Origin of the sequence: Actinopolymorpha sp. B11F2 (assembly GCF_040195635.1) — a bacterium.
Taxonomy (GTDB): Bacteria; Actinomycetota; Actinomycetes; order Propionibacteriales; family Actinopolymorphaceae; genus Thermasporomyces.
In genome coordinates, this window is record NZ_JBEFTX010000001.1 from 756,642 (window position 1) to 783,484 (window position 26,843).

The 26,843-nt window shown below is 69.6% G+C and carries 19 protein-coding genes; 5 read left to right on the plus strand and 14 right to left on the minus strand.

What is annotated here, in order from left to right:
- Window positions 1-5 precede the first annotated feature (5 nt).
- The 5 genes from ABN034_RS03450 to ABN034_RS03470 form a co-directional block, all read right to left on the minus strand.
- A complete protein-coding gene (locus tag ABN034_RS03450; RefSeq protein ID WP_349689491.1) occupies window positions 6-2,660 on the minus strand; it encodes a polynucleotide kinase-phosphatase in 2,655 nt (884 codons plus the stop codon).
- A complete protein-coding gene (locus ABN034_RS03455) occupies window positions 2,657-4,177 on the minus strand; it encodes a 3' terminal RNA ribose 2'-O-methyltransferase Hen1 (protein ID WP_349689492.1) in 1,521 nt (506 codons plus the stop codon). The genes ABN034_RS03450 and ABN034_RS03455 overlap by 4 nt, the downstream gene beginning before the upstream one ends.
- Before the next feature lie 160 nt (window positions 4,178-4,337).
- Entirely contained in the window at window positions 4,338-7,223 is a 2,886-nt protein-coding gene (locus ABN034_RS03460; protein ID WP_349689493.1) for a vitamin B12-dependent ribonucleotide reductase, read from the minus strand.
- Window positions 7,224-7,351: 128 nt separating this feature from the next.
- Window positions 7,352-7,846 (minus strand): transcriptional regulator NrdR, encoded by a 495-nt coding sequence (nrdR, locus tag ABN034_RS03465; RefSeq protein WP_349689494.1) that lies wholly within the window; start codon window positions 7,844-7,846, stop codon window positions 7,352-7,354.
- A gap of 349 nt (window positions 7,847-8,195) precedes the next feature.
- Entirely contained in the window at window positions 8,196-8,744 is a 549-nt protein-coding gene (locus tag ABN034_RS03470) for a LysM peptidoglycan-binding domain-containing protein (protein WP_349689495.1), read from the minus strand.
- Window positions 8,745-9,111: 367 nt separating this feature from the next.
- Between ABN034_RS03470 and lexA the strand changes: the two genes are divergently transcribed.
- Together lexA and ABN034_RS03480 are read left to right on the plus strand one after the other, a co-directional pair.
- Window positions 9,112-9,849, plus strand: a complete 738-nt coding sequence (gene lexA, locus ABN034_RS03475; RefSeq protein ID WP_349326488.1) for a transcriptional repressor LexA — start codon at window positions 9,112-9,114, stop codon at window positions 9,847-9,849.
- A 43-nt stretch (window positions 9,850-9,892) separates the two neighbouring features.
- A complete protein-coding gene (locus ABN034_RS03480; protein WP_349689496.1) occupies window positions 9,893-10,747 on the plus strand; it encodes a hypothetical protein in 855 nt (284 codons plus the stop codon).
- On the opposite strand, the gene ABN034_RS03485 is transcribed toward ABN034_RS03480, so the two are convergent.
- On the minus strand, window positions 10,748-13,054 hold the full coding sequence (locus ABN034_RS03485; protein WP_349689497.1) for an ATP-dependent DNA helicase: 2,307 nt from the start codon (window positions 13,052-13,054) through the stop codon (window positions 10,748-10,750).
- Window positions 13,055-13,115: 61 nt separating this feature from the next.
- Here ABN034_RS03485 and ABN034_RS03490 point away from each other — a divergent pair, with 61 nt between their 5' ends.
- Window positions 13,116-14,963 (plus strand): S9 family peptidase, encoded by a 1,848-nt coding sequence (locus tag ABN034_RS03490; protein WP_349689498.1) that lies wholly within the window; start codon window positions 13,116-13,118, stop codon window positions 14,961-14,963.
- A 321-nt stretch (window positions 14,964-15,284) separates the two neighbouring features.
- The gene (locus tag ABN034_RS03495) at window positions 15,285-15,932 is read left to right on the plus strand and encodes a rhomboid family intramembrane serine protease (protein WP_349689499.1); all 648 of its coding nucleotides are present in this window, start codon (window positions 15,285-15,287) and stop codon (window positions 15,930-15,932) included.
- Window positions 15,933-16,035: 103 nt separating this feature from the next.
- Here the strand turns inward: ABN034_RS03495 and hflX are convergent, their stop codons facing one another.
- Complete coding sequence (hflX, locus tag ABN034_RS03500) at window positions 16,036-17,430, minus strand: GTPase HflX (protein ID WP_502878960.1); 1,395 nt, start codon at window positions 17,428-17,430, stop codon at window positions 16,036-16,038.
- A 459-nt stretch (window positions 17,431-17,889) separates the two neighbouring features.
- Between hflX and ABN034_RS03505 the strand changes: the two genes are divergently transcribed.
- Entirely contained in the window at window positions 17,890-19,212 is a 1,323-nt protein-coding gene (locus ABN034_RS03505; RefSeq protein ID WP_349689501.1) for an enolase C-terminal domain-like protein, read from the plus strand.
- A gap of 22 nt (window positions 19,213-19,234) precedes the next feature.
- Here ABN034_RS03505 and ABN034_RS03510 read toward each other — a convergent pair whose 3' ends face one another.
- From ABN034_RS03510 to ABN034_RS03540, 7 genes are all read right to left on the minus strand, one after another.
- Window positions 19,235-19,411, minus strand: a complete 177-nt coding sequence (locus tag ABN034_RS03510) for a hypothetical protein (protein WP_349689502.1) — start codon at window positions 19,409-19,411, stop codon at window positions 19,235-19,237.
- Window positions 19,412-19,656: 245 nt separating this feature from the next.
- The gene (gene dapF / locus ABN034_RS03515; RefSeq protein WP_349689503.1) at window positions 19,657-20,499 is read right to left on the minus strand and encodes a diaminopimelate epimerase; all 843 of its coding nucleotides are present in this window, start codon (window positions 20,497-20,499) and stop codon (window positions 19,657-19,659) included.
- Window positions 20,500-20,673: 174 nt separating this feature from the next.
- Window positions 20,674-22,542: a gamma-glutamyltransferase gene (gene ggt / locus ABN034_RS03520; protein WP_349689504.1), complete on the minus strand. Its 1,869-nt coding sequence runs from the start codon at window positions 22,540-22,542 to the stop codon at window positions 20,674-20,676.
- A 152-nt stretch (window positions 22,543-22,694) separates the two neighbouring features.
- Entirely contained in the window at window positions 22,695-23,630 is a 936-nt protein-coding gene (gene miaA, locus ABN034_RS03525; protein ID WP_349689505.1) for a tRNA (adenosine(37)-N6)-dimethylallyltransferase MiaA, read from the minus strand.
- A 406-nt stretch (window positions 23,631-24,036) separates the two neighbouring features.
- On the minus strand, window positions 24,037-24,600 hold the full coding sequence (locus ABN034_RS03530; protein WP_349689506.1) for a G protein-coupled receptor family protein: 564 nt from the start codon (window positions 24,598-24,600) through the stop codon (window positions 24,037-24,039).
- Window positions 24,601-24,816: 216 nt separating this feature from the next.
- Window positions 24,817-26,073 (minus strand): alpha-hydroxy acid oxidase, encoded by a 1,257-nt coding sequence (locus tag ABN034_RS03535; protein ID WP_349689507.1) that lies wholly within the window; start codon window positions 26,071-26,073, stop codon window positions 24,817-24,819.
- Window positions 26,073-26,744, minus strand: a complete 672-nt coding sequence (locus tag ABN034_RS03540; RefSeq protein WP_349689508.1) for a GntR family transcriptional regulator — start codon at window positions 26,742-26,744, stop codon at window positions 26,073-26,075. Before ABN034_RS03540 ends, ABN034_RS03535 begins: the two co-directional genes overlap by 1 nt.
- Window positions 26,745-26,843 lie beyond the last annotated feature (99 nt).

Here is a 26,843-nt window from a genome sequence, read left to right on the forward strand (position 1 = left end):
GAGTTTCAGAGTCGCGGATCCACCGGCTCGGACTCCAGCGCCAGGACGGCGAACACACACTCGTGTATCCGCCACAACGGCTCCCCGTGCGCGAGCCGGTCGAGCGCCTCGAGCCCGAGCGCATACTCCCGCGCCGCCAGCGAACGCTTGTGGTTGAGGCCGCGCTGGCGAAGCCGCTCGAGATTGACCGGCTCGGTGTAGTCGGGGCCGTAGATCAGGCGAAGGTAGTCCCGGCCACGGACCTTGAGCCCCGGCTGCACCAGACCCCGCCGACCGCGGACGAGGTTCGCCGCCGGCTTGACGACCATGCCCTCGCCTCCAGCGGAGGTGAGGTCGTCCCACCATGCTGCGGCTACCCCGACCGCCTCTGGATCCGTGACCTCGACGAACGTACGCCTGGTGGCGGTGAACAGCGCGCCATCCGCCGCCACCAGCCGATCGGCGATGTCGAGATGCCACGCGTGGGTCTTGTCGTGATGGCTCGCACCCTCGCTGGCCAGAAGCTGGAACGGCGCCAGGCGCACCCCGGTCAGGCCCTCGGTGGCCCAGCAGTACTGCCGGTAGACCGCCGTGAACACCTCGGCGTTGGCCTGCCTGGACTTCGTACGTTCCAGCAGCGGCGTCACGTCGAGTCCGGACGTCGCGGCCTGCTCCAGAACCGAGACAGCCGCTGGCAGGGCGGTTCGAGCCGCGGCGCCCACGGACGCGTACTGGTGGCGCAACAGGTCCTCGGCCTTGGCGCTCCATGGCAGGAGCTCTGCGTCGAGCAGCAACCAGGAGGTCGCCAGTTCGTCGAACAGCCCGGCGGACTCCGCGGCCTGACCGAGTCGCTCGATGAGCCGCTTGGTCACGTCAGAGCCGAAGAAGGGCCGCCCGGTCCGCGTCCAGACCGCGCCGCTCGCGTCACCGGGCGCGCCGAAGCGGTCCCGCGCCGCCGCGAGGTTGCGGCAGACCAGCGCGACGGCCCGCGAACCCATGTGCTTCTCCTCGCACACCACCGCACCGACCCCCTCCGCGCGGTAGGCGTCGAAGGCCTGGTCGGGGTGCTCGAGCAGATCGCTTCTCGTCGACGTGGCGACCGGACTCATCGTCGGCGGGAGGTAGAGCAGCCACCGCGGATCCACGGCGAAGCGGCTCATCACTTCCAACGCCGCGGCGGCGTTCTCCTCCCGCACACTGATCCGCCCGTGATGCTGGGTCTCCACCACCCGCCGACCGGCGACGTCGGTGATGTCGAGGACGTCAGGTTCGCGGCGGGTCGCCTGCCTCGGCCCACCGGCAACGGCCTGAAGCTGCGGGTTCCTCAGCGTGTCAGCGCCCGGTGCCGGTGATGCGGGCGGGAAGGGCTTCGCCGACTCGTAGTAGACCCTCGCGGCGGGTACTGACACGACCTCCCGCTCGGGATAGCGGACTGCTGTGAGTCGGCCGCCGAAGACACAGCCGGTGTCAAGACACATCGTGTTGTTGATCCACTCGGGTGTCGGCACGGGCGTGTGGCCGTAGAGCACCATGGCCTGGCCGCGGTAGTCATCCGCCCACGGGTACCGCACGGGCAGACCGAACTCGTCGGTCTCTCCGGTGGTCTGTCCATACAGGCAGAACGCACGGACACGGCGCGACGCGCGCCCCTGCAGCCGTTCGGACAGTCCCGCATGCGACACGACGAGGGCGCCGCCGTCCAACACGTAGTGCGAGATGAGCCCGTCGAGGAACCGCACCACATCGGCGCGGAACTCCTCGGACTCCCCCGCCAACTGCTCCATCGACTCGGCCAGCCCATGAGAGACCCGCACATTCTGCCCGCGCATCGCTCGCAGCAGCTTGCTCTCGTGGTTTCCGGGTACGCAGAACGCCGAACCGTCGGCCACCATGCCCATGACGAGGCGGAGGACACCAGGTGTGTCCGGGCCGCGGTCAACCAGGTCGCCGACGAAGACCGCGCGCCGTCCGTCGGGATGCCGCGCGTTCACCGGGTGCCCGTGTGCGTCACGTGTCGCCTCGTAGCCGAGGGCAACGAGCAGGTCCTCCAACTCGGCGCGGCAGCCGTGCACGTCGCCGATGACGTCGAACGGGCCGGTCTCGTGGCGAAGGTCGTTGTACAGCCGGGTCCGGCTGATCGTGACCGTGTCGACGTCCGCTTCGGAGGTGAGGCGGTGGACCGTGCGGAAACCTTCACGCTTGAGGTTCCGAAGCCCGCGCCGCAACTGGCCGCTCTGGCGCCGCACGACGTTCGCACCGAACGTCCGATCGGCCCGCCCGGCGTTGCGATCGATGCACACGCGCTCGGGAAGGTCGAGCACGATCGCCACCGGGACGACGTCGTGCTCGCGAGCCAGGCCGACCAGGGACCTGCGGGCGTCGGGCTGCACGTTGGTCGCATCGACGACGGTGAGCCGCCCGGCCGCGAGGCGTTTGCCGGCGATGTAGTGGAGCACGTCGAAGGCGTCCTTCGTTGCCGACTGATCGTTCTCGTCGTCGGCGACCAGGCCGCGACAGAAGTCGCTGGACAGCACTTCCGTCGATGCGAAGTGAGTCCGGGCGAAGGTCGACTTTCCCGACCCGCTCGCCCCCACCAGCACCACCAGGCTCAACGCGGGAATCTCCAGCAGGTGGTCGGACGTAGCGGAGCGCGCGGCTTCGTTGGTCGATGTCGAGGTCATCGGCGCGCGCCTTCGCGGTCGGACACGGCGGACGGCTGTCGGGTGAAGACGGCCAGCTGTGTCGGCGGTCCCACCTCGGGATCGTCGGCACCGACCGGAAGCAGCCGCACGGTGTAGCCGAACCGGCCGGCCGCCTGTTCGGCCCAGGCGGCGAACTCCTCGCGCGTCCACTCGAACCGGTGGTCGCGATGGCGGAAGGCTCCCGCGGGCAGGCTTTCGTACCGCACATTGTGTTCCGCGTTCGGCGTCGTCACGATCACTGTCGCGGGTGCCGCATGACCCAGGACACTGCGTTCGAGGGCGGCGAGGCGGGGCGGATCCACGTGCTCCACCACCTCCATCAACACCGCCGCGTCCAGACCCGTCAACCGGTCGTCGCGGTAGGTCAACGAGGACTGGAAGAGCGTCAGGCGCTCGCGCTTCACTTCCGGCATCTGCTCCAGGCGGAGCTTCCTCGCGGCGACCTCCAGGGCTCGCGCGGACACGTCGGTCGCCAGGACATCGGTGAACGACGGATCGGCCAGCATGGCCGCGACCAACGCACCCTCACCGCAGCCAAGGTCCCCGACCCGCTTGGCACCCACGTCACGCAGGACGGCAAGGACGGCGGCGCGCCGCTGCTCGGACAGCGGAACCAGTCGATCCGGCTCCCCGGCGGCTGTGTCAGCGCCGTCAGCGCCGTCAGCGCCGTCAGCGCCGTCAGCGCCGTCAGCGCCGTCGGCGCCGTCGGCGCCAGTGGACGAGGGGACGGCGTTGTCGAGCTCCGCCGGCTCCGCGTCGTCTACCTCCGCCAGGCGGGCCAGCGCACTGTGGGTGAGACCCGCCTGATGGGCGAGATACCGGTGAGTGATCAAGGCCTTGTCCGGATGGGTCGCGAGCCACCCGGAGCCCGCTCTGACGAGCTTCTCCACCTCGTCCGCGCCCACCCAGTAGTGCTTGTCGTCATCCAGCACGGGCAGCAGGACGTAGAAGTGGTTGAGCGCGTCGGCCAACCGCAGACGGCCGACGAGTCGAAGATCGACGTACCGCGAGGCTCCCCAGTCCGGAATCGCCTCGTCGAGCATGATCCGGTCCGCCTGCACCTGCCAGCCCAACGGCGCGAAGAGCCGCTTGGCGAGGTCCGGGTCTCCACGGCACGGCAGGACAGGTATCCGTACCTCGAGCGGGAGCGCCGTCGCCGCGAGCTCAGGCCGGGCGTCGCATCGCCCTGACAAAGCGGTACGAAAGACCTTGCCAAGCGAGACGGCCAGCATGCTGGAGGCGACGTACGGCCGGTCGTTGACGTACTGGCCCAGCGCGAACGCGTCCCTGAAACGGCTCTGCCTGCCACGCACAAGCCCGATCGGGTCCACCTCCAGCAGGAGCGCCACCGTGCACCGGGCAGCGCTCGCCTCGGGGTAGAACACGTGGGCCGTGCCACCGGCGACGGCGAACTCCTGCGCCCGCCCCGGGTGCTTGTGGAGCAGATAGCCCAGATCGGTGGCGGGTTCGGCAGTGGTCGTCAGAGTCAGGAGCACGAGGTGCAATCCTGCCGGACCTGGCCATCGTTGTCGCACCGGTTTGACCAGAGCTCGGAATCGGCCGCCCCGCCGCCAGGGACGGCAAAACCAGAACCCGGACAGCCCGGGCGAACGAGCCTCTCGACTCACCCGCCCGGGCTGCCGGGGTCCACGCGGATCAGCTGCAACCGCTGGTGCTGCCGCATCCCTCGCAGACGAAGCAGCTCCCTGCCGGACGCATCTTCGTTCCGCAGGTGAAGCAGAGCGGCGCGTCGGCCGTCCGACCCTGGATCGCCTCGAGGAGTTCCGTCGACGTGTGTGCCTCCCGAGGGGCCGGCTTGGCCTGCGCCTGTGCGACCCGGGACGCTTCCGGCCCGGCGTCGTCGTCCGTACCGCTCCCCTCCTGGGTGAGCGAGGCCGCATCGCCGATGTCGCTGGCATCGTCAGGTTCCGGGATCGGTTCGTACGAACCCGTCTCGAGCTGACGCTGCCGTTCCTCGGCCGAGTAGATGCCGAGGGCCGCACGCTTCTCGAACGACAGGTAGTCGAGAGCCAGCCGCCGGAAGATGTAGTCCATGATCGACTGCGCCATGCGGACATCGGCGTCATCGGTCATGCCTGCCGGGTCGAACCGCAGGTTGGTGAACTTCTGGACGAAGGTCTCCAGCGGAACGCCGTACTGCAAGGCGATCGACACCGCGATGGAGAAGGCGTCCATGACACCCGCGAGGGTGGACCCCTGCTTGCCGAGCTTGAGGAAGACCTCCCCCAACCCGTCGTCGGGGTAGGAGCCGGCCGTCATGTAACCCTCGGCGCCGCCCACGGTGAACGACGTCGTGCGCGACGGGCGGGACTTGGGCAGCCGGCGACGCGTGGGCCGGTACTCGACCACGACCTCCTTCTCCGTAGCCTCTGCCTCGGCCTCCTGGGAGGCCGACTTCTTCTTCGCCCGCGCATCGGAGAGCGGCTGACCGACCTTGCAGTTGTCGCGGTAGATCGCGAGTGCCTTGAGGCCGAGCTTCCAACCCTGGAAGTAGATCTCCTCCACCTCTTCGACCGTCGCCGTCTCGGGCATGTTCACGGTCTTGCTGATGGCGCCACTGACGAACGGTTGCACCGCCGCCATCATCTTCACGTGGCCCATCGGCTTGATCGCCCGAGTGCCCATGGCGCAGTCGAACACTTCGTAGTGTTCCGGCCTGAGTCCCGGTGCATCGATGACGTGGCCGTGCTCGGAGATGTACTCGACGATCGCCTCGACCTGCTCCTGCTGGTAGCCGAGCTTGTCGAGCGCGCGCGGGATCGTGTTGTTGACGATCTGCATCGACCCGCCGCCGACCAGCTTCTTGAACTTCACGAGCGCCAGGTCAGGCTCGACGCCGGTCGTGTCGCAGTCCATCGCCAGACCGATCGTGCCGGTCGGTGCGATCACGCTGGCCTGGGAGTTGCGGTAGCCGTTCTTCTGACCGATCTTCAACGCGCCGTCCCAGGCCGCGCCTGCCGCCTTGAGAACCTCGCGGTCCATCGCGCCGATCGAGCGTACGGCGTCGTTGGCAGCGGCGTGCTTGCGCATGACCCGCTTGTGCGGCTCGGCGTTGCGTGCGTAGCCGTCGTACGGACCGACGATCCCCGCCAGCTCGGCAGACCGCTTGTAGGCGGTGCCCGTCATCAGCGAGGTGATCGCCGCCGCGAGCGCCCGGCCTCCTTCGGAGTCATAGCCGTGCCCGGTGGCCATCAGCAGGGCGCCGAGGTTGGCGTAGCCGATGCCGAGCTGGCGGTAGGCCCGCGTCGTGTCACCGATCGCCTGGGTGGGGAAGTCGGCGAAGCAGATCGAGATGTCCATCGCGGTGATGACGAGCTCGACCGCCTTGACGAAGGTGTCGGTCTCGAAGCGCCCGTCGTCGGTCAGGAACTTCAGCAGGTTGAGCGAGGCGAGGTTGCACGAGGAGTTGTCCAGGTGAAGGTATTCCGAGCATGGGTTGGACGCCGTGATCCGACCGGTCTCGGGGCAGGTGTGCCAGTCGTTGATCGTGTCGTCGTACTGCAGGCCGGGGTCGGCACAACCCCATGCCGCGTCGGAGATCTTGCGGAAGAGCCCCTTGGCGTCGACCTTCTCCAGAACGTCCCCGGTGATCCGGGCCCGCAGGCCGAACGGCGCGCCGTCCTCGACCGCACGCATGAACTCGTCGGAGACCCGGACGGAGTTGTTGGCGTTCTGGTACTGCACCGAGTGGATGTCGGCCCCGCCGAGGTCCATGTCGAAGCCGGCATCGCGGAGGGCACGGATCTTGTCCTCCTCGCGCGCCTTCGTCTCGATGAACTCCTCCACGTCGGGGTGGTCGACGTCGAGGATCACCATCTTCGCCGCGCGCCGGGTCGCCCCGCCGGACTTGATGGTCCCGGCCGAGGCGTCCGCACCGCGCATGAACGACACCGGCCCGGACGCCGTGCCGCCGGAGGAGAGCAGTTCGCGGCTGGCGCGGATGCGGGAGAGGTTCACACCCGAGCCGGAGCCGCCCTTGAAGATCAGGCCCTCTTCCTTGTACCAGTTGAGGATCGAGTCCATCGAGTCGTCGACCGCCAGGATGAAGCAGGCGCTCACCTGCTGCGGCGACGGCGTGCCGACGTTGAACCAGACGGGGCTGTTGAAGCTGAAGTACTGGTGCAGCAGCATCCAGGTGAGCTCATGGTCGAAGATCTCGGCGTCGGCGGGAGACGCGAAGTACCCGTGCTCCTCGCCAGTCCGTCGGTAGGTCTTGACCACCCGGTCGATGAGCTGTTTCAGGCTCTGTTCCCGCTGCGGAGTGTCGACGGCACCCCGAAAGTACTTCGTGGTGACGATCGTCGAGGCGTTCACCGACCAGAAGTCGGGAAACTCCACGCCCTTCTGGCTGAAGACGGTCTCGCCGGTCTTCCAGTTCTGCTGTACGACGTCGCGGCGCTCCCAGGTCACCTCGTCGTAGGGGTGCGAACCGGGCTTCGTGAAGACCCTCGAGATCTTCAGTCCCTTGTTCGTACGTCCCCTCGCCCCCCCGCGGGTTGAGCCGCTCACCGTCTCCGTCATGCTGCCTCTCCTTGGTTCCTTCTGGTGTGTTGGTGTTCCTGGGCCGGACGCTTCCCCTCGCCTGCCCAGGAACGGGTCTGTGGCGAGCCGTCTCCACCTGGTCCCGTTCGGCCGTCGTGGCCCAGCTCCTAGGGGTGGGCGGATTCCCGCTCGGGTGTGGGTTCGGGAACCGTCTCGGCCCGCTCGGCGCGCAGAAGCGCGATCTCGGTCTCGAAGTCGGACAGGCTCGCGAAGCTCCGGTAGACACTTGCGAACCGCATGTAGGCGACCTCGTCGAGTTCCCGCAGCGGCCCGAGGATCGCGAGCCCGACCTCGTGCGAGGGAACTTCGGCCGAACCGCTAGCCCGGATCTCCTCCTCGACGCGCTGTGCGAGGAGCGCGAGGGCATCTTCGTCGACGGGCCGTCCCTTGCACGCCTTGCGCACACCGGCCGCGACCTTGTCCCGACTGAACGGCTCGGTCACTCCGCAGCGCTTCACCACGGCGAGGGTGACCTGTTCGACGGTCGTGAAGCGACGCTCGCACTCAGGGCACTGGCGACGGCGCCGGATCGCGGTGCCGTCGTCGGTCGTACGACTGTCGACGACGCGACTGTCGAGGTGTCGACAGAAAGGGCAGTGCATGACGCGCGCTCCTCGGGGTCCAGGCGGCGGGGTGATCAGATGATCGGGCCCTGCCGTCGAGATCTGCCCGACATGTCCTGGTTCGGGGCCCAGATCGCGCTGTCCCTGGGGATGAGACTGTGGATTCCCTGGGGAGAACCTGTGGGCTTCGAATCACAACCTGTGGACGACTTACAACTCTGTAACTACCACATCTAGGGGTACCGTACGTCGGTCGCCCAGACCCATGCAAGCTTCGGCGCGCCGGCGACACTCCTCTCCCCGCGTCGCTGCAGGTCAGGTGGCGCAAGGCGGGACACAACCCGCGATAGCCGGGCGTGTCGCCGGCCAGACCCTCGGGGCGGCGATGTCAGCTACCGGAACGAACTGGGACCACGAGTGACTGGCCCATCTCCAGGTCACCGGCGCTCGTCAGGCCATTGAGCCGGGAGATCTCCTCGACCGTGGCCCGGATGTCGGCATCAGGATCCACTCGTGCGGCGATCTCCCACAGCGTCTGCCCTGGCGCCACCGTCACCGTCCTGGTCCGGACCGACTGACCACCGTCAGAGCCCGCGTCGGCGGCCGACGCGCCCTGCAACAGGACCACCGAGCCGAGGACGCCGAGCGCGAGGAAGACCAGCGTCATCACCAGAACGGCGACCCGGCCCCGCCGGGTCAGGGTGACCGGCGCCTGCGCGGGCCCACCCGCCACCAGCCCTCGATGACACGCCCGTACCAGCCGCGGCCGTGGACCGCGCCGGGCTCGCGCCGGAGAGCGCTCGGCGGCGCCCCTGCGGGGGACCCCCTCGAGCCGCCCACTGTCCGACAGTGCCTCCGGGAGGTGGGGCGCGCTCGCCCGAGAGGTCCGCCGGGAACGGAACTCGTCGATGTGCACGACTGGCGCACTGCTACTCATGTGCCGACCTCCTACGGCGAGGGAACGAACCTCGACCTTGCTCGACGTCGAACGACTGTTCGATCGAACGTCTGGACGATTTTCTACACCACCCCACCGACAGCCCGCCAGACCGCAGGGTCGAAAATAGGTTCGAGGCCACAGGTTCTCCGGTGGGAGAGGACCAGCCCCGCCCACGTCGGCCAGGCAGACCGTCCCATCGGCCAGGTGGGCGCGAGCGGCGTCCTGCACGGTCCGCGACACGCTCGCGACACGCCGTCGAACAGATGTTTGAAAGTGGATGACGGAGGCCCTACGCTCCTCGATGTGGGCACCCGGCGGGAACCCGGGAGCCCTTCCTGGAAACCCTCGGAAGGAGAACACCGCTATGCCCAAGCGGAAGAAGTCCGATCGCGACTCCTCCACCGCGGCCGTGCGCGAACTGCCCGACGGGCCGCCGGACGCCACCGGCCTCACGCCCAGGCAGCGCCGAATCCTGGAAGTCATCCGCGAGTCGGTCGAAAACCGGGGATATCCACCTGCCATGCGCGAGATCGGCGAGCTCGTCGGTCTGACCTCGTCCTCATCGGTCGCCCACCAGCTCCGCGTCCTCGAGACCAAGGGATTCATCCGGCGCGACCCCAACCGACCCCGCGCGCTCGAGGTCTTGTTCCCCGACACTCACCGCCGGGCCGTCTCGAGTGCCCGGATGACGACGTACGACGAGACCGACAGCGGTGACGCTCATCCCACGCCGGCGTTCGTGCCCGTGGTAGGCCGGATCGCCGCCGGTGGACCGATCCTCGCCGAGCAGGCTGTCGAGGAGATCATGCCGCTCCCCCGTCAGCTGGTAGGCGAGGGTGAGCTGTTTCTGCTCAAGGTCAAGGGCGACTCGATGGTCGAGGCGGCCATCTGCGACGGCGACTGGGTGGTGGTTCGCCAGCAACCCACGGCCGAGCTGGGCGAGATCGTGTCCGCGATGATCGACGGTGAGGCCACCGTCAAGACCTACAGCCGGCGCGGCAAGCAGGTGTGGCTGCTGCCGCACAACCCGGCCTATGAGCCGATTCCTGGAGACGACGCCGTGATCCTCGGTAAGGTCGTCGCGGTCCTGCGGCGCGTCTGACCTGTCAGGGTGCCGCGCACACCACCTGACGACCGGGAGAAGCATGTCAAACTCCACGACGGGGACCGACGCGACGTCAGGAGCTGACCACGCGCGGTCCGCTGTCCCGCACGATCCACCGCCGGCGAAGGAGCCGTTGGCCCCGAACGACGGCAAGAGCCTGGTCGTGGAGGTCGAAGGGATGCGATGGGCACGCATCCCCCTCCAGACCGAACTCTTCGCCCGCGGCGACGACGTGCCGGCCCGCGTGACGGCCTACGTCCGCGACGCCGCGCGCCTCGTCGCGGAGAGTCCCCACTTCAGCGGGGTCTTCGAGGGACCGTGGTACGTCGTGGTGAGCGAGAAGATCGTGGCGATCTCGCAGGGACGGTCCTACTTCACCTGGGAGATCGACCCGGGGCCTGCGGCCAGGGTCCTCTCCCGGCTGGTCCAGCGCACGCCGCACGGCATCGGACTCGGCAGCCCTTGGACGATGCAGCTGGCGATCAACGAGGCGGGCCTTCCCAGGATCCTGGCAGCGGCAGCAGCCAGTGTCGTCGGCAAGGCCGTCCGCCAGCGCGGATGGTTCTACGTCGTGGCCGGGCACCGGGTCAACGCGATCGACGGCCCGACGTCCTATTCGGCGTTCCCGTCCAATGTCTCGGCGAAGCTTCCGCCCAAGGACCCTGGCAAGGTGGCCGCGGCCATCACCGACGCCGTGACTGCCCAGCTCCCCGAGGACATCGCCGGGACGCTGGCGGGCACCGTCGTCATCGACTCCAACGACCTCGGCCGTGACGTGTTGGGACACGACACCGATCGCCGCCCCGGCTTCTTCTGCGAACTGTTCCGGGACAACCCGTTCGGTCAGGGCCGCCAACAGACCCCGATCGCGATCTGCGTACGCATGCCGGACTGATCAGGCGTCGCGGGCGGCGCGCAAACGCTGCAGCGCTCCGACGGCGACGTCGCGGTCGGGCGTGAACCACATCGGTGGCAGTGACGCCCGCAGGAAGCCGCCGTAGCGGGCCGTGACCAGCCGGGGATCGAGCACGGCGACCACCCCGCGGTCGGACGAACGCCGGATCAGCCGGCCGACGCCTTGGGCGAGCAGCAGTGCGGCATGGGTCGCCGCCACCGCCATGAAGCCGTTGCCGCCGGCCTCGTCGACGGCGCGCTGCCGGGCCGAGGCGAGCGGGTCGTCGGGGCGCGGGAACGGAATGCGGTCGATGACCACGAGCTGGCAGGTGTCGCCCGGCACGTCCAGTCCCTGCCAGAGCGACAAGGTGCCGAACAACGACGTCCGCGGCTCGTCCACGAACCGGCGATGCAGCTCCGCCAGCTGCCCCTCGCCCTGGCAGAGCACCTCGAGGCCGAGGCGTTCCCGAACCGCGGCCGCGGCGTCCTGCGCGGCGCGGCGGGACGAGAAGAGGCCGAGTGTCCCGCCGCCCGAGGCCTCCATGAGCTGTGCCAGCTCCTGCAAGGTGCGCTCCGAGATGCCACCACGCCCCGGCGGCGGCAATCGTCGGGCGACATAGAGGATCGCCTGCCGGCCGTAGTCGAACGGCGAACCGACATCGAGCGCACGCCACGGCAAGGGCTCCACGACGTCCGTGCCCGCCGCCGCGGCCGCGTCGGTGGAAGCGCCGCCGGGTTCTGCGATCTCACCGCCTGTGTGACTGCCAGCCGCACGACCTGGGCGGTCACCGCCTGCGCGGTCACCAGCTGGGCGGTCACCAGCTGGGCGGTCACCATCCGGGCGGTCACCTTCTGGGCGGTCACCGCCTGCGCGGTCACCATCCGCGCGGTCACCTTCTGGGCGGTCACGATCGGGCCCGTCACCTGTTGGCTGGTCGCCCGCCGGTTCGTGGCCTTCCGGCGGATCAGGGAGGCGGTCGACCGGTCGCAGGCCCACCGACCGAGCCGCCGCGTCGAAGTCGCCGCCCAGCTTCAACGTCGCCGAGGTGAGGATGCAGGTCCGCTCGGCCATCAGGTGCACCCGCAGAAGGCCCGACACGGACAGCGGCGCCACGCACAGTTCAGGCCCTCCACGCTCGCGTTCGGCCACCCACACGACGTCGTGGGGCGACATCGCCGCGATCCGATCGGCGATGTCACGGACCTGTTCGACGTAGGCCCGTGCCTGGCGGCGTCCCGACTCCTTCTCGGCATCGCCCCCGGGGTCCTTCTTCTCACCCGGGAACGCCGACCACGCCGCACGTGCACTGTCACGGACGAGCGCGACCGCCGTGGCAAGCTCGCCACCCAGGGACTCCACGCGGCCGAGCGACGCCGAGGCGAGGGCAGCGCGCAGGGTCTCGCCCGCGTCCTCCAACGGGTCGGCTTCGCCGCCGTCGCAGAAGGACCGGGCCCGGCGCGCCGCGCGCTGCACCATGCCGGGCGCCAGCTCCGCCGACGCCGTGCTCGTGACCCTGGCGGCCAGCTCGTGCGCCTCGTCGACGATCGCGACGTCGTAGTCGGGCAACACGGGGACGTTCTCCAGGGCGTCGATCGCCAGCAGTGCGTGGTTGGTGACGATCACGTCGGCGGCCAGCGCACGCTCCCGGGCACGCTCGGCGAAGCACTCGTCGCCATAGGGGCAGCGCTGTGCGCCCAGGCACTCCCGCGACGACACCGCCACCTGCGCCCAGGCGCGGTCCTGGTGGGTCGGCGCCGCGTCGCGGTCGCCGTTGCCCCCGGTCTGTGCCTCGTTCTTCGCCCAGTTCCGCAACGTCAGGACCTGCCGGCCGAGCGGCCCCGTGTCGACTCTCTCGACCAGCGCTCCCTGCTCGTCGGGTACGCCGTCACGAACCCGGTGCAGACAGGCGTAGTTGTGCCGTCCCTTCAAAATGGCGTACGACGGTCGCCGGCCGAGCCTCTTCTCGATCGCATCCACCAGCTGGGGAAGGTCACGGCCGACCAGCTGCGCCTGCAGCGCCAGCGTGGCCGTCGCCACCACGACCGGGCGGCGCTCGCCCCCACCCGGATGCAGGAACGCCGGAACGAGATAGGCGAGGGACTTCCCCGTACCCGTTCCGGCCTGCACGACCAGGTGTTCACCACGCTCCATCGCGCGCGTCACGGCCTCAGCCATGACCACCTGTCCGGGCCGCTCGGTGCCGGCGAGCGCGGTCACAGCGTCCTGGAGCAACTCACGCACACGGGGATCCGGCCGGTCCGACGTCGATGGCGGGGCGTCGCGGGAATCCCGCGCTGGTTCGGCCATCCCGCGAGGTTATACCGCCCGGGTTCCCCGCCGACGGCCCCTCATGTGGTGGGATTTGCTCATGACCTACGACGCCGTACCGCTGATCCCCCGCGCGGTCCTGTTCGGCAATCCGACGTACGCCACCCCCACCGTCTCCCCCGACGGCACCCGGCTGGGCTACCTCGCTCCTGACGAGGGCGTGCTCAACGTGTGGGTCGGCCCGGTCGACGAACCGGACCAGGCGACGCCAGTGACGCGTGATCGCGGCCGCGGGATCCGGGTCTTCGGCTTCTGCCACGACGACCGGACGTTGTACTACCTGCAGGACGAGGGCGGCGACGAGAACTGGCGCCTGCACCTGCTCGACCTGGAGTCCGGCGCCGAGCGGTGTGTGACGCCGTACGACAACGTGCAGGTGCGGGTCCTCGGCCACAACCGCTGGCACCCGACCACGATGCTGCTCGCCATCAACAGGGACAGGCCGGAACTCCATGACGTCTACCGCCTGGACCTCACCAATGGCGAACTGGAGAAGATCCGGGACAATCCCGGCTACGTCGGCTGGCTCGCCGACACAGATCTCACTATCCAGGGTGCGGCCTCGGTGACCGAGGACGGCGGTGTGGTGTTCTTCCTCGCCGACGAGGATGGCGAGTTCCATTCCTGGCTGGAGGTTCCGGCCGACGACGCCAACACCACCAGCCCGGTCGGGTTCTCCCGCGACGGCACCACGCTTTACCTCGTCTCCTCTCTCGGCGCCAACGCGGCCCGGCTGGTGAGCGTCGACCTCGCAACGGGCAAGGAGACTGAGCTCGCCGCCGATTCCGCGTACGACGTGGACGGAGTGGAGTTCGACCCGGAGACCCGCGTGCCGCAGGCCGTGATCTTCGACAAGGATCGCAAGTCCTGGACGTTTCTGGACGAGGCGTACGGCCAGGCCGTCGAACAACTCCGGAGCTCCCTCGGCATCGACGGCGAACTCGGCATCAACCGCACCGAACGCGACGACCGGCTCTGGATGGTGTCGGTCATGCCGTCCGACGGCCCGGTCCGCTTCTACCTCTACGACCGGTCGACGGGCGGCCTCCGGTTCCTGTTCGCGCACAAGCCGGACCTCGGCGGGTACGCCCTCGCGCCCATGGAGCCGTTCGCCTTCACCGCGCGCGACGGCCTTGAGATCCACGGCTACGTGACGTTCCCGCCCGACGTCGAACGCGAGCACCTTCCCGCGGTGCTCAACGTCCACGGCGGTCCATGGGCGCGTGACGCCTGGGGCTACAACGCCGAAGCGCAATGGCTCGCCAACCGCGGCTACGCATGTGTGCAGGTCAACTTCCGCGGGTCGACGGGCTACGGCAAGGCGTTCGGGAACGCCGCCGACAAGCAGTGGGGCCGCACGATGCACACCGACCTGCTCGACGCCATCGAACACCTCGGCGGACAGGGGTACATCGACCCGAACCGGATCGGGATCATGGGCGGTTCCTACGGCGGGTATGCCGCACTGGCGGGTGCCGCCTTCACACCCGACGTGTTCCGCTGTGCGGTCGACCTGTGCGGCCCGTCCAACCTCCTGACTTTGCTGGCCGCGGTCCCGCCGTACTGGAAGCCGATGGTCGCGATGATGTACGCCAAGGTCGGCGACCCCGAGACCGAGAAGGACATGCTCTGGGAACGCTCCCCACTGTCCCGGGTCGAGGACATCTCGATCCCGGTCCTGGTGGCGCAGGGTGCGAACGACCCGCGGGTCAAACAGGCCGAAGCGGAGCAGATCGTGGAGGCCCTGAAGAGCAAGGGCGTTCCGCACGAATACCTTCTCTTCCCGGACGAAGGGCACGGCCTGGCGCGGCCGGAGAACCGCGAGGTCTACTACGCGGCAGCCGAGCGGTTCCTGGCCGAGCACCTGGGCGGGCGTGCGGAGGGCTGAGCCAGCCTCCCAGCGCGTGGTCCCGGCTGCGGACCCACTACGCCACTTCGGCCGCCGGACCGCCATCCAGCCGTCCGTGCGACGCCCACCACGCGACACCGCCTGCCCGACCGCCATGTGTCCGCCCGCGCGACGCCCACCACGCGACACCGCCTGCCCGACCGCCATGTGTCCGCCCGCGCGACGCCCACCACCCCCCCGGCTGCCTGTCCGCCGTGCCACCAGGCACGAGGCCGGGCGCCGAGCGGTTGGACTTGAAAACCCGGTAAGAAACTGATCGCACAAGCGGCGCGACTTGCCCGGATCGGGCATGGTGGAAGCATGTCGTCTGCGTACTCGCCGCTGCCGGACCGGCGCGGTGCCGGCAACCGCTTCGGTGATCCCGGCGTCGCCGGTCTCAAGATTTTGGTCCTGTTGGTCGGGTTGATGTGGGCCAGCGAGTTCCTCGACACGTTCCTCGGCGGGGCGCTCGACGGTTTCGGCATCCAGGCGCGTGACTCCGACGGCCTGATCGGCATCGCCGCCGCGCCGTTCCTCCACGCGGGGTTCGGCCACCTGATCTCCAACACGATCCCGCTGCTCATGCTCGGCGCGATCATCGCCGCGAGCGGCGCGGCCCATCTGCTGGGCGTGACCGTCGTCGTGGCGCTGGTGAGCGGGATCGGCACGTGGCTGACGTCGCCGCCCGGCTCGATCACGGTAGGCGCCAGCGGGATCGTGTTCGGCTATGCCACCTACCTCATCGTGCGGGGTATCTTCAACCGCAGCCTGGGCCAGCTCCTGATCGGCGTCCTGGTGGTCGTCTTCTGGGGCGGTGCGCTCCTCAGCGGGCTCCTACCCCAGGCCGGGATCTCCTGGCAGGGACACTTCTTCGGCGCCGTCGGCGGCCTCATCAGTGCGTGGTTGCTCAGCGGTTCTCCGCGGCGGCGTACCACGTCTTCCCGCTCCACCAGCTGGCGCGCGTCCTAGCCCGTGACGGGGCGGTAGGGATACACCGTCCCTCGTCTCCACCGCAGCACGTCACCCGCGTCGTTTCCCACATGGGCGGGCGCGGCCGAGCGGCGACGATCCCTCACCCGCCGGCGAAGCCGGTCAGGGCGGCCGCGAGGCCTGGGTTGACCCGCGCGCGCAGCCTGGTGCCTTCGGGGGTGTGCTCGATCTCGAGTACCTCGCCGTGCTCATGGACCTTCGCCACGATGTCGCCGCGTGCATAGGGCACGAGCGCACTGACCTCGACCTCGGGACGCGGGAGTTCGGTCCCAATCGCGTCCAGCAGTTCGGCGATGCCGTGTCCGGTCCGGGCGGAGACAATGACCGATCGGGGGACCAGCGTCTGCAGCCTGGCCAGCTCCACCGGGTCGGCGAGGTCGGCCTTGTTGATCGCGACGATCTCCGGCACGTCGCCGGCGCCCGCCTCGGCCAGCACCTCACGGACGGTGCTGATCTGGCCTTCTGGGTCGGCGTGCGAGCCGTCGACGACGTGGACCACGAGGTCGGCGTCGGCGACCTCCTCCAACGTCGACCGGAACGCCTCGACCAACTCGTGCGGAAGATGGCGTACGAAACCCACGGTGTCGGTCAGCGTGAAGAGCTTGCCGTCGGGACTGCTGGCCCGCCGCGTCGTCGGGTCGAGGGTGGCGAACAACGCGTCCTCGACGAGCACACCTGCTCCGGTGAGCCGGTTGAGCAGCGAGGACTTGCCGGCGTTGGTGTAGCCGGCGATGGCGACGGAGGGTACTTCGTTGCGGCGGCGGCGCAGGCGCTTCGTCCCGCGGCTGGTCTTCATCGCCGCGATCTCCCGGCGTAGCTTGGCCATCCGGGTACGGATCCGGCGCCGGTCGATCTCGAGCTTGGTCTCACCAGGTCCACGCAGGCCGACACCGCCGGTGGCACCGCCGGCGCGGCCGCCGGCCTGCCGGGACAGCTGCCCACCCCAACCACGCAGCCGGGGAAGGAAGTAAGACAGCTGGGCCAGCTCGACCTGGGCCTTGCCTTCCTTGCTCTTGGCGTGTTGGGCGAAGATGTCGAGGATCAACGCGGTGCGGTCGATGACCTTCACCTTGATGCGTTCTTCCAGGTTGCGCAGCTGGGCAGGGCTCAGCTCGCCGTCGCAGATCACCGTGTCGGCACCGGTCATCATCACGTCGGACCGGACGTCGTCGACCTTGCCGCGGCCGATGTAGGTGGCCTGGTCGGGCCGGCTTCGCCGCTGGATCAGCCCTTCGAGGACCTCCGCACCAGCCGTCTCGGCGAGCAGCTTGAGTTCGCGGAGGGAGTTTTCCGCGTCTTCGACGCTGCCGTCTGTCCAGACGCCGACGAGGACGACGCGTTCGAGCTGGAGGCGCCGATACTCGACCTCGGTGATGTCGGTGAGCTCGGTCGAGAAGCCTGCTACCCGGCGGAGAGCCTGACGGTCCTCGAGATCGAGTTCACCGGTGGCGGGATCTGCCTCGGCGCGGTCGTCCATCCCCGGTACCTCCCGCTCAGCCATGATCGGGTCGAGGTCGATTCGACTCTCGGTTGGCCTCTCCGGGGCATCGCCCTGTCGCGCCAGCTCTGCCTGGGTGTTCGTGTGTGGTCGTAGAGTCATCCTGCTCCAGTCAACGCTACGGAGACGCCGTAGCTTCCTCCATCGTGGCACGCGGGCCGTTTCCGTGCACCCGCATATCGTCCGAGTGAGCACCGACATCCGTGAGCACCGGCATCGGCACCGGCGCCACGCTTGGGCCGAGATGCCCGGACGCAGGAACCGGTATGACCGATACCTGTCCCTTCGGCGTGGACCGGTAGGCATCGCCGGATCCGCTTCGTACAGTCCCTCACGCCACGAGCCCGCAGGCCACCTGCCCGCACGCCACCAGCCCGCTCCCCAGCTGCCCACGCCACCTGCGGTAACGCAACCGGCGAGGGCCGGAAGGATCACCTAGTGAGTTCGCCCTCCGAGCAGTCCCAGCCCCTCGCCGCTCCGCCCTGGCAGTCGTCAGACAGCGGCGTACGGATCACCGGCGTACGGACGATCCTCACCGCACCGGAGCGGATCACCCTGGTGGTCGTGAAGATCGAGACGTCCGAACCCGGGCTCTACGGCCTCGGCTGCGCGACGTTCACGCAGCGTGCACGGGCAGTCGCCACAGCAATCGAGGACTACCTCGCTCCCCAGCTGATCGGGCGTGACCCGGCCGACATTACCGACATCGCGTCGTCACTCCTGGTGAGTTCGTACTGGCGCCTGGGGCCGGTCCTCAACAACGCGCTCTCCGGTATCGACATGGCGCTGTGGGACCTGAAGGGCAAGCAGGCCGGCCTACCGGTGTGGCAGCTGCTCGGCGGACGCTGCCGCACGGCCGTGCCCGTCTACGCCCACGCCTCCGGACGCGACGCCGCCGAGGTCGAGGACAACGTGCGCGCGTACGTCGAGGACGGCTACCGGTACGTCCGCTGCCAGGTCGCGATCCCGGGTGCGCTGACCTACGGAGCTCCGTCCGCGGCGTCGACGGGTGCCGGTGATGAGCGTGGCGGCTCACTCCAAGCCGACGTCAGGGTGCGACCCGGCCTCACGCCGAACGCGTGGGAACCCGACGCTTACCTGCGAGTGGTGCCCGCACTCTTCGCCCACCTGCGCGAGCAGCTGGGACCGTCGGTGCACCTCCTGCACGACGTGCACGAACGACTGCACCCCACCCAGGCCGTACGCCTGGCAAAAGAGCTCGAGCCGTTCCACCTGTTCTTCCTCGAGGACCTTCTCGCGCCGGAGGACCTCGGCTGGCTCCCGACAGTGCGCGCGCAGACCGCTACGCCGCTGGCGATCGGGGAGCTGTTCACGAACCCGGCGGAGTACGTCCCCCTTGTGCGCGACCGGTTGATCGACTTCGTCCGGTGCCACATCTCCGCGATCGGTGGGCTCACGCCGGCCTGGCGGCTCGCGTCGGCCGCCGAGCTCTTCGGCATTCGTACGGCCTGGCACGGTCCGGGCGACGTCTCACCGATAGGGCACGCGGCCAACCTGGCGCTCGACCTGGCCGCGCCGAACTTCGGCATCCAGGAGCAGCACGTCTTCAACGAGGCGGCGACCGAGGTCTTCCCCGGCTGTCCCGAGGTGCGAGACGGGCACCTGTGGCCCAGTGACACACCCGGGTTCGGTGTCGATCTCGACGAGAAGCTGGCGGCGAAGTATCCGCCGGTGGATCCGTTGGTGAACGACGCCTGGACCCGTACCCGGCTGCCGGACGGCACCGTTCAGCGTCCCTGAACCGGCTGCGCGACAAGGCGGTTCAGCGTTCGTCGTGGTAGCCGATCGAACGCAGCAACACCGCCGTGCGGATCACTGCGGACCTGCGGGCGAGGCGTGACGCGGCCCGGGAACGGACGTGACGCAGGACGATCCGCCGGCGTTGCTCACGCAGCGCACCGGCATCGTCCTCGGTGGCCTGCTGCGGAATCATCGCCATGCTCACGGACATTAGCTGTGACGACCGACAAAAGTCCTCGGCCGAAGGGCCCGTCTCTTCTAGGCCGGAAGACGGAGACGCTGGTCAGGGATTCTCCTGACCAGGGAGGCCGGACCACGGAGGCCGGACCACGGAGGCCGGACCAGGGAGGCCGGACCAGGGAGGCCGGACCAGGGAGGCCGGACCACGGAGAAAGCCCATGAGCAGTGAGGAGAGCCAGGACGCCGCTCGTCCGACGCACTAGGCTAGACGTCGACCTCACCGCGCGCGACGAGGACTGCGGGTCCGGTGAGTTCCACGTGGCCATCGGAATGCAGACCGACCGCGAGTGTGCCACCGGGTACGTCGACGCGATACGTCGCGGGCGGATCCACCCCGTCGGCCCGTGCCGTCGTCACCGCCACCGCACACGCGCCGGTACCGCACGACCGCGTCTCCCCGACGCCTCGCTCATGCACCCGCATCGCCAGGTGCCGGGTGCCCCGGCGTAGGGCGAACTCGAGGTTCACGCCCTTCGGGAACACCTCCGACGGACTCCACGTCGGCGGGTCGAGCAGCGGGCCGGGATCCGCCAGGTCGTCGACGAACGCCACCCCGTGTGGGTTCCCCATGTCGACCGCCGTCGCCGACCACGTGTGACCGGCGGCCGAGACCTCCAGGCCGTCCGAGGCTGGGAACCGGGCGATGCCCATGTCCACGGTGAGCTGGCCGTCGCCCTCGACCCGGATCCGCTTCAGTCCCGCCCGGGTCGCGACGGGCAGTTCGGTGCCGGGGTCGGCGAGCCCCTCCGCGTACAGGAAAGCTGCGAACACCCGTGCACCGTTGCCGCACATCTCGCCGGTCGAGCCGTCGGCATTGCGGAAGTCCATGAACCACTCGGCCACCTCGGCGTAGGCCCGGCCGTCCTCGATCGCGTCCGTGCGTACGGCCCGGAGGACCCCGTCTGCGCCCACACCCCTGCGGCGTTCGCACATCGCCCGCACGGCCGCGGCGTCCAGGTCACGGTAGGTCGTACCGTCCGGGTCGCGGAGCAGCAGGAAGTCGTTCTCGGTGCCGTGGCCCTTGACCCACCGCACTGTCCGCGTCACCTTGTCGCTCGCTTCCGTTCTGCCTGAGGTGTCCCAATGCATGCCGAAGGGCCCAGTCATGCCGGAGGACCCTGTCGTGCTCGGCGGCCTGTGTTGCTCGATGGTCCGGCTTGCCGGGGTCCTTCGTACGAACCTATTGCATCAGGAGGCGCCTCGTACGCCCCCGTGCGGTCCTCAGCGATCCGGGCCGGGTCTCACGACCATGGCCGATCCGCCTCCTCGTCTGGTGGGTTCGGCGACTGCCTGGACGAACCCGTGCCGGCCGAACTCCAGCGCCGTCTCCGCACCGATCTCCGGGATCTCGGCGAACTTGTGCCCCTTTGCCACAAGTGCCTCGCCTTCCGGTGAGGCGAGGAATGCGGGTTCGGCCTGGGATGCGGTGTTGCGTGACGATACGCGCGGAGCCGCCACGGCCTCCGGCAGGTTCATGCCGAGCTCGAGCCGGTTGACAAGGGTCTGCAGGACGGTCGTGATGATCGTCGCTCCGCCCGGGCTACCGAGCGCGAGGAGGGGCCGGCCGTCGTCGAGCACGATCGTCGGCGACATCGACGAACGCGGCCGCTTGCCGGGCCCCGGCAGGTTCGGGTCGGGCGCATCGCCCTGGGTGGGTGCGAAGTTGAAGTCGGTCAGCTCGTTGTTGAGCAGGAAACCCCGGTCGGGCACCACGATGCCGCTCCCGCCGGTCGCCTCGATGGTGAGCGTGTAGGCGACGACGTTGCCCCACCGGTCGGAGACGGTCAGGTGCGTCGTGGACAAGCCTTCGCGCTGCCCGCCGGTTGCGCCGGGCGCCTCTTCGCCGCAGCCCGCGTACTGCCCGTCCGGGACGCCGGGGGCGACGGGCTTCTCCAGCACCGCGTCGGGATCGATCTGGCAGGCACGTTCGTCGGCGAAGCCCTGGGACAGCAGTTCGTCGAGCGGGACATCCACCTGGTCGGCATCGCCCACGTAGCGGTTGCGGTCGGCGAAGGCCAGCGCGCTCGCCTCGACGTACGCGTGCAGTGCCGCGGTCCTGTCGTCGGCCGAAAGGTCCTGGCTCTCGAGGATGCTGAGCGCCTCCCCCACGGTCGAGCCACCGGACGACGGCGGGCCCATGCCGTAGACGTCGAGGCCGGCATAGTCCACGTGCGTCGGCGCGCGCAGCGGTGCGTCGTAGGCCGCGAGGTCCGCAGCGGTCATCGCGCCCGGCCTGACAACGCGATCGGTGTCGGGGGCGACTGGCGGCTGCTGGACGGTACGCGCGATCTCGGCGCCGAGCGGGCCGTCGTAGAGGGCACCGACGCCCTGCTTGGCGAGCAACGCATAGGTGCGCGCCAGATCCGGGTTGCTGAAGCGGGATCCAGCAGCGGGCGGCGCGCCGCCCGGAAGGTACAGCTCACTAGTCGAGGTGAAGTCGTCGAAGATGTCGGAGTTCTCGGCGACCTGGGAGCGGAACGTCTCGTCGACGACGAAGCCCTCCGCGGCCACCTTTGTCGCGGGAGCGAGCGCCTGGGGCAGGGACCAGGTACCCCACTCGTCGAGCGCACGCTGCCAGGTGGCAGGAGTGCCCGGGACGCCGACGGACAGGCCGCTGACCCGCGCCTGCTCGAACGGCAACGGGCCGCCGGACTCGGGGTCGATGAACAACTCCTCCGTGGCCGCCGCCGGTGCCGTCTCCCGGCCGTCGATCGTGCGGACCTCGCCGGAGCGGGCGTCGTAGTAGACGAAGAAGCCGCCGCCACCGATGCCTGCGGAGAACGGTTCGGTGACACCGAGCGTCGCGGCCGCCGCGACCGCCGCGTCGACGGCGTTGCCGCCCCTGCGGAGCACTCCGAGACCCGCGCGGGTGGCGTCGAGGTCGACCGTGGACACCGCCCCTCCATAGCCTTCGGCGACCGGCACCTTCCCGGCGGGCACATGTCCGGCGGGCGCTTCGGCGAGGGACGTCGTGGTGCCGGGCGGGCTCGCGGCGCGGACGTACGCCTGTGCGGGTGGGACGACAAGCCCGGCGGCCAGCACCGCCGCGGTGGCGCTGGCGACGGAAGCGACGGCGAGTCGGCGCATCATGGTGCTCCCTTCCTCGTCCCGATCGACGCTATACGCGAACCCTGTCGAAGAGAACCACCGCGTCGGGGCGAAAATGATCACGCCTGCGTGATCATTCCCACGCTGCACCGTGCATTTGCCACGTGTTGTTGGCATTGACCGCGCAAACGTGATCATTCTTGCTGCGGCGGCTGGTCGGCCGACACCGCAGCGAGGGCCCGCTCGACCAGGCCGGAGGCGTCGTAGGGCAGCCAGCTGATCCGGGTGTCCCGCCGGAACCATGAGTCCTGGCGGCGTGCGAATCGTCGGGTGGCCCGCACGGTCGCGTCCTTCGCCTCGTTCTCGCCGCATTCACCTGCGAGGTAGGCCAGCACCTGCGCATAGCCCAGCGCCCGGCTCGCCGTCACGCCCTTCCGCAAGCCCGCGGCATCCAGCCGGCGTACCTCGTCGACGATGCCCGCGTCCCACATCCGGTCGACGCGGAGCCGGATCCGTTCGTCGAGCACTCGACGAGGAACGTCAAGGCCGACTTGACAGACCTGGTCGAATGCGTACGCATGCGTGGGAAGCGACGCGGTGAACGGCCTCCCGGTGATGTCGATGACCTCCAGGGCACGAACCACCCTCCGCCCGTTCGACGGCAGGATCCGGGCCGCGGCCTCCGGATCGACCTCCGCGAGGCGTGCGTGCAGGCGTACGGATCCGACGGCGGACAGTTCCGCCTCCAGTCGTCGGCGTACGACCGGATCAGTGCCGGGGAACTCGAACCTGTCGAGCACCGCCCGGACATAGAGCGCCGACCCGCCGACCACGACGGGGAGGACGCCGCGTACCTGGCAGTCGCGGATCGCCGCTCGGGCGCGGTCCTGGAACTCAGCCACCGTCGACGTCTCGTGGATGTCCAGGACGTCGATCAGGTGATGGTGGACACCTCGCCGCTCGGCGACCGCGAGCTTCGCGGTACCGATGTCCATGCCCCGGTAGAGCTGCATCGAGTCGGCGTTGACGACCTCGCCGCCGAGCCGGAGCGCCAGCTCGACCGCGAGGTCGGACTTCCCTGCCGCGGTCGGACCGACGACGGCGAGTACGTCGAGTGGAGCGGAACGCAACGGCCGCCACCTTTCACCGGATCGTGACCCTGCCTGGCGTGTGGACCACCGGCCGACGGGTACGAGACTGCCGGCACACGGCCTCGGCGCCCATCCTGCCGCGACCACCTCGTCGCGCGAACGCGAGCGTCACCGAAGTGCGGCGTGCCTCGCCCGGTCCCCGCTACTCCGTGCCCCGGCCGATCGTGGGAGTGAACGCCTCGACCCGGCCGGATTCGGGCCCCCGGAGATCGTTCGATGCTCGCCCGTCCCCAGCCGGGCGAGTGCGCCGCGAGGCACAGCCACCGAGCGCGCACGTCAGGATCTCCGGGGGTCTGCCTCTGTCCTGACGGGGCGGCTGGCCGACGGGGACATTCGTACCTGCTCGACGTGGGGTCACCACGCGCTCAGCGGGGCCAGAAACGCCTCACGATATGCCACGTCGCTTGAGGATGTCCTCGATGTCTTCCATGCCTTCGAGCGGGTCGGAGGACTTGTCCCCCTGGCCCGCGGCCTTGTCCCGGGCCCCCTTGTCGGCGGTCGACTTCTCCTCGGACGTCTTCCTTGCCTTCTTCTCGGCTGGTTTCCCTTTCGTCCCGGACTCCGCGGCACCGACCGCGCCGGTCCCTGAAGTGCCACCGCGTTCCAGCTGGGCAGCCGCGCCCTCGCCCGCCGGAACCTCACGGCCGGCCTTCCGCCGCCGTAGCGCGCCGGCGACGGGGAGGGCGATCGCGGCGAAGCCGAAGAGGGCGACGCCGGCCCAGACGAACGGGCTGAAGACGAAGCCGGAGACCCACTTGCCGACCGCCGCGCCGATGGTCCACAACAGCCGCACCATGCCGGTCAGGTAGACCGCCATCGGCAGGACCGCCCAGCCGAGCAGCCGGAGACCGGAGGCCAGCCCACGCCGGCGGAACGCGAAGAACGCCGCCACGACCCCGACAGCCGAGAGCGCGGCGCAGATCGGAAACCACGTGGCGTTGTCATACATAAGGCGCAGCCTCCTCGCGTGGTGTGCTGGCTTCTGTCCATCCTGCCCTGCCCACCGAGCGGATGCACGGGCCATGACCCGGATCCGCCCCTGACGGCGACCCCTGGTCGGCTTCGGAGGTTCCCGAAGGGGAGGGTGGGCGAGACGAGAGAGATGGCCAGGCGGGAGTTGGCCAGGCGGGAGTTGGCCAGGCGGGAGTTGGCCAGGCGGGCCCGCTCAGAAGGGCACGGCGGGCAACGTGACGTGGGAGCGGTTCAGCTCGCTGACGTCGGCGACGCCGAGCAGCTGCATCGTCCGGCGTATCTCCGTGCCGAGGATGTCGGCCGCCCGCTGGACGCCCCGCTCACCGCCGGCCATCAGCCCGTAGAGGTACGCCCGACCGACGAGCGCGGCCTTCGCGCCCAGTGCGAGGCAGGCCACGATGTCGGCACCGCTCATGATGCCGGTGTCGACGAGCACCTCCGCCCGGTCGCCGACGGCGTCGACCACTTGCGGCAGCAGCTCCAACGGCACGGGTGCCCGGTCGAGCTGTCGGCCGCCGTGGTTGGAGACCACCACGCCGTCGACGCCGAGGTCCACAACCTTGCGCGCGTCGACGACGTTCTGAATTCCCTTCACCACAAGGGATCCCGGCCACGACTCCCGCATCCACGCCAGATCTTCGAACGTCACCGTCGGGTCGAACATCGTGTTGATCAGCTCGGCGACCGTGCCCGGCCAGTCCGACAGCGACGCGAACGTCAGCGGCTTCGTGGTCAGCAGGTTGAACCACCACGCCGGGTGGGTCGCCATGTCGATGAGCGTCTTCGGCGTGAGGGTGGGCGGGATGGTCATGCCGTTGCGTACGTCCCGAAGTCTCGCGCCCGCGACCGGCACATCGACGGTGAGCACCAGTGCCGTGTAGCCGGCCTCGCGGGCGCGGTCGACGAGGTCCTTGCCGGCTGCCCGGTCGGTCCAGATGTAGAGCTGGAACCACTTGTCGGCGGCCGGCGCCGCCGCGGCGACGTCCTCGATCGAGGTGGTGCCGACGGTGGAGAGGCCGTACGGGATGCCCACGCGTTCGGCGACGCGAGCGACTGCCGACTCCCCCTCGTGCTGCATCATCCGGGTGAAGCCGGTGGGCGCGAACGCGAACGGGTACGCCGACGGGCGCCCAAGGATCGTCGTCGCCGTCTCCACCTTCGACACGTCGCGCAGGATGCTGGGGTTGAACTGCAGCCGGCGGAACAACGACCGTGCCCGGCGCAGGCTCACCTCGCCCTCGGCGGCGCCGTCGGTGTAGTCGAACGCCGCCCGAGGAGTACGCCGGCGCGCGGCCTCACGCAGGTCGGCGATCGTGAGGGCGCGCTGGAGCCGACGCTGGGTCGCGTCCAGCTCGACTCGGCGGGTACGCAGGAGCGGCCGCAGCTCGGACCAGCGCGGGAGTTGGCGACGGATGGTGGGCCGTTCGGGCCGTTTCGACAGCTCTGGCATCAGGCAGTTCTCCCTTCAAGGGCAGGATCGTGGAGCGCCCGCAGCAGACCCTGCCGACCGACCTCGAGGTCGTCGGCGAGCGCGGCCTGCGCGGCCTCGACACCGTCGGCGAGGCGCCGGAGCAGGTCCCGGTGCAGCGTCGCGAGCCGGCCCGGCGCGAACTCGGGACGAAGGAACGCCAGCACGAACTGCAGTTCGTCCTCACACGCGGAGTAGGCGGCGAGGAGGCGGGAGTTTCCGGCGGCGGCCACGATCGCGTGGTGGACCGCTCGGTGTGCCGCGGTGACGTCGTGCCACGCGGCGTGAGTGCTTCCCGGCCGGTCGATGCGTTCGAGCTCGAGGACGGCGTCTTCGACGGGGCGGAGATCCTGTCCGCCGTCGAGGGCGAGGCGGAGACTACCGAGTTCGACGACGGAACGGTAGGCGAAGAGCTCGTCGATCCGGTCTCGGCTGAGTGCGGGGACGAACGCGCCACGGTGCCGCTCGTGGACGAGTAGTCCGGCGGTGACCAGGCTCCGCAGGGCGGCGCGCACGGTGTAGCGACCTACCCCGAACCTCTCCGCCAGGTGTTCTTCGGACAGGTGCGAGCCCGGTGGGCGTACGCCGTCGAGGAGTTCTGTGCGGAGGGTCTCCGCCACTTCATCGGCGGCGGCCCTGCTTCCGTCACCCATGCCGCGGATTGTGTCACAACTGTGGGGCCTGATGAGGGACCTGTCCGGGTACAGCCAGCCGATCGACCCGTGGCTGCCGGACCTGCTGTCGTCGCCGGT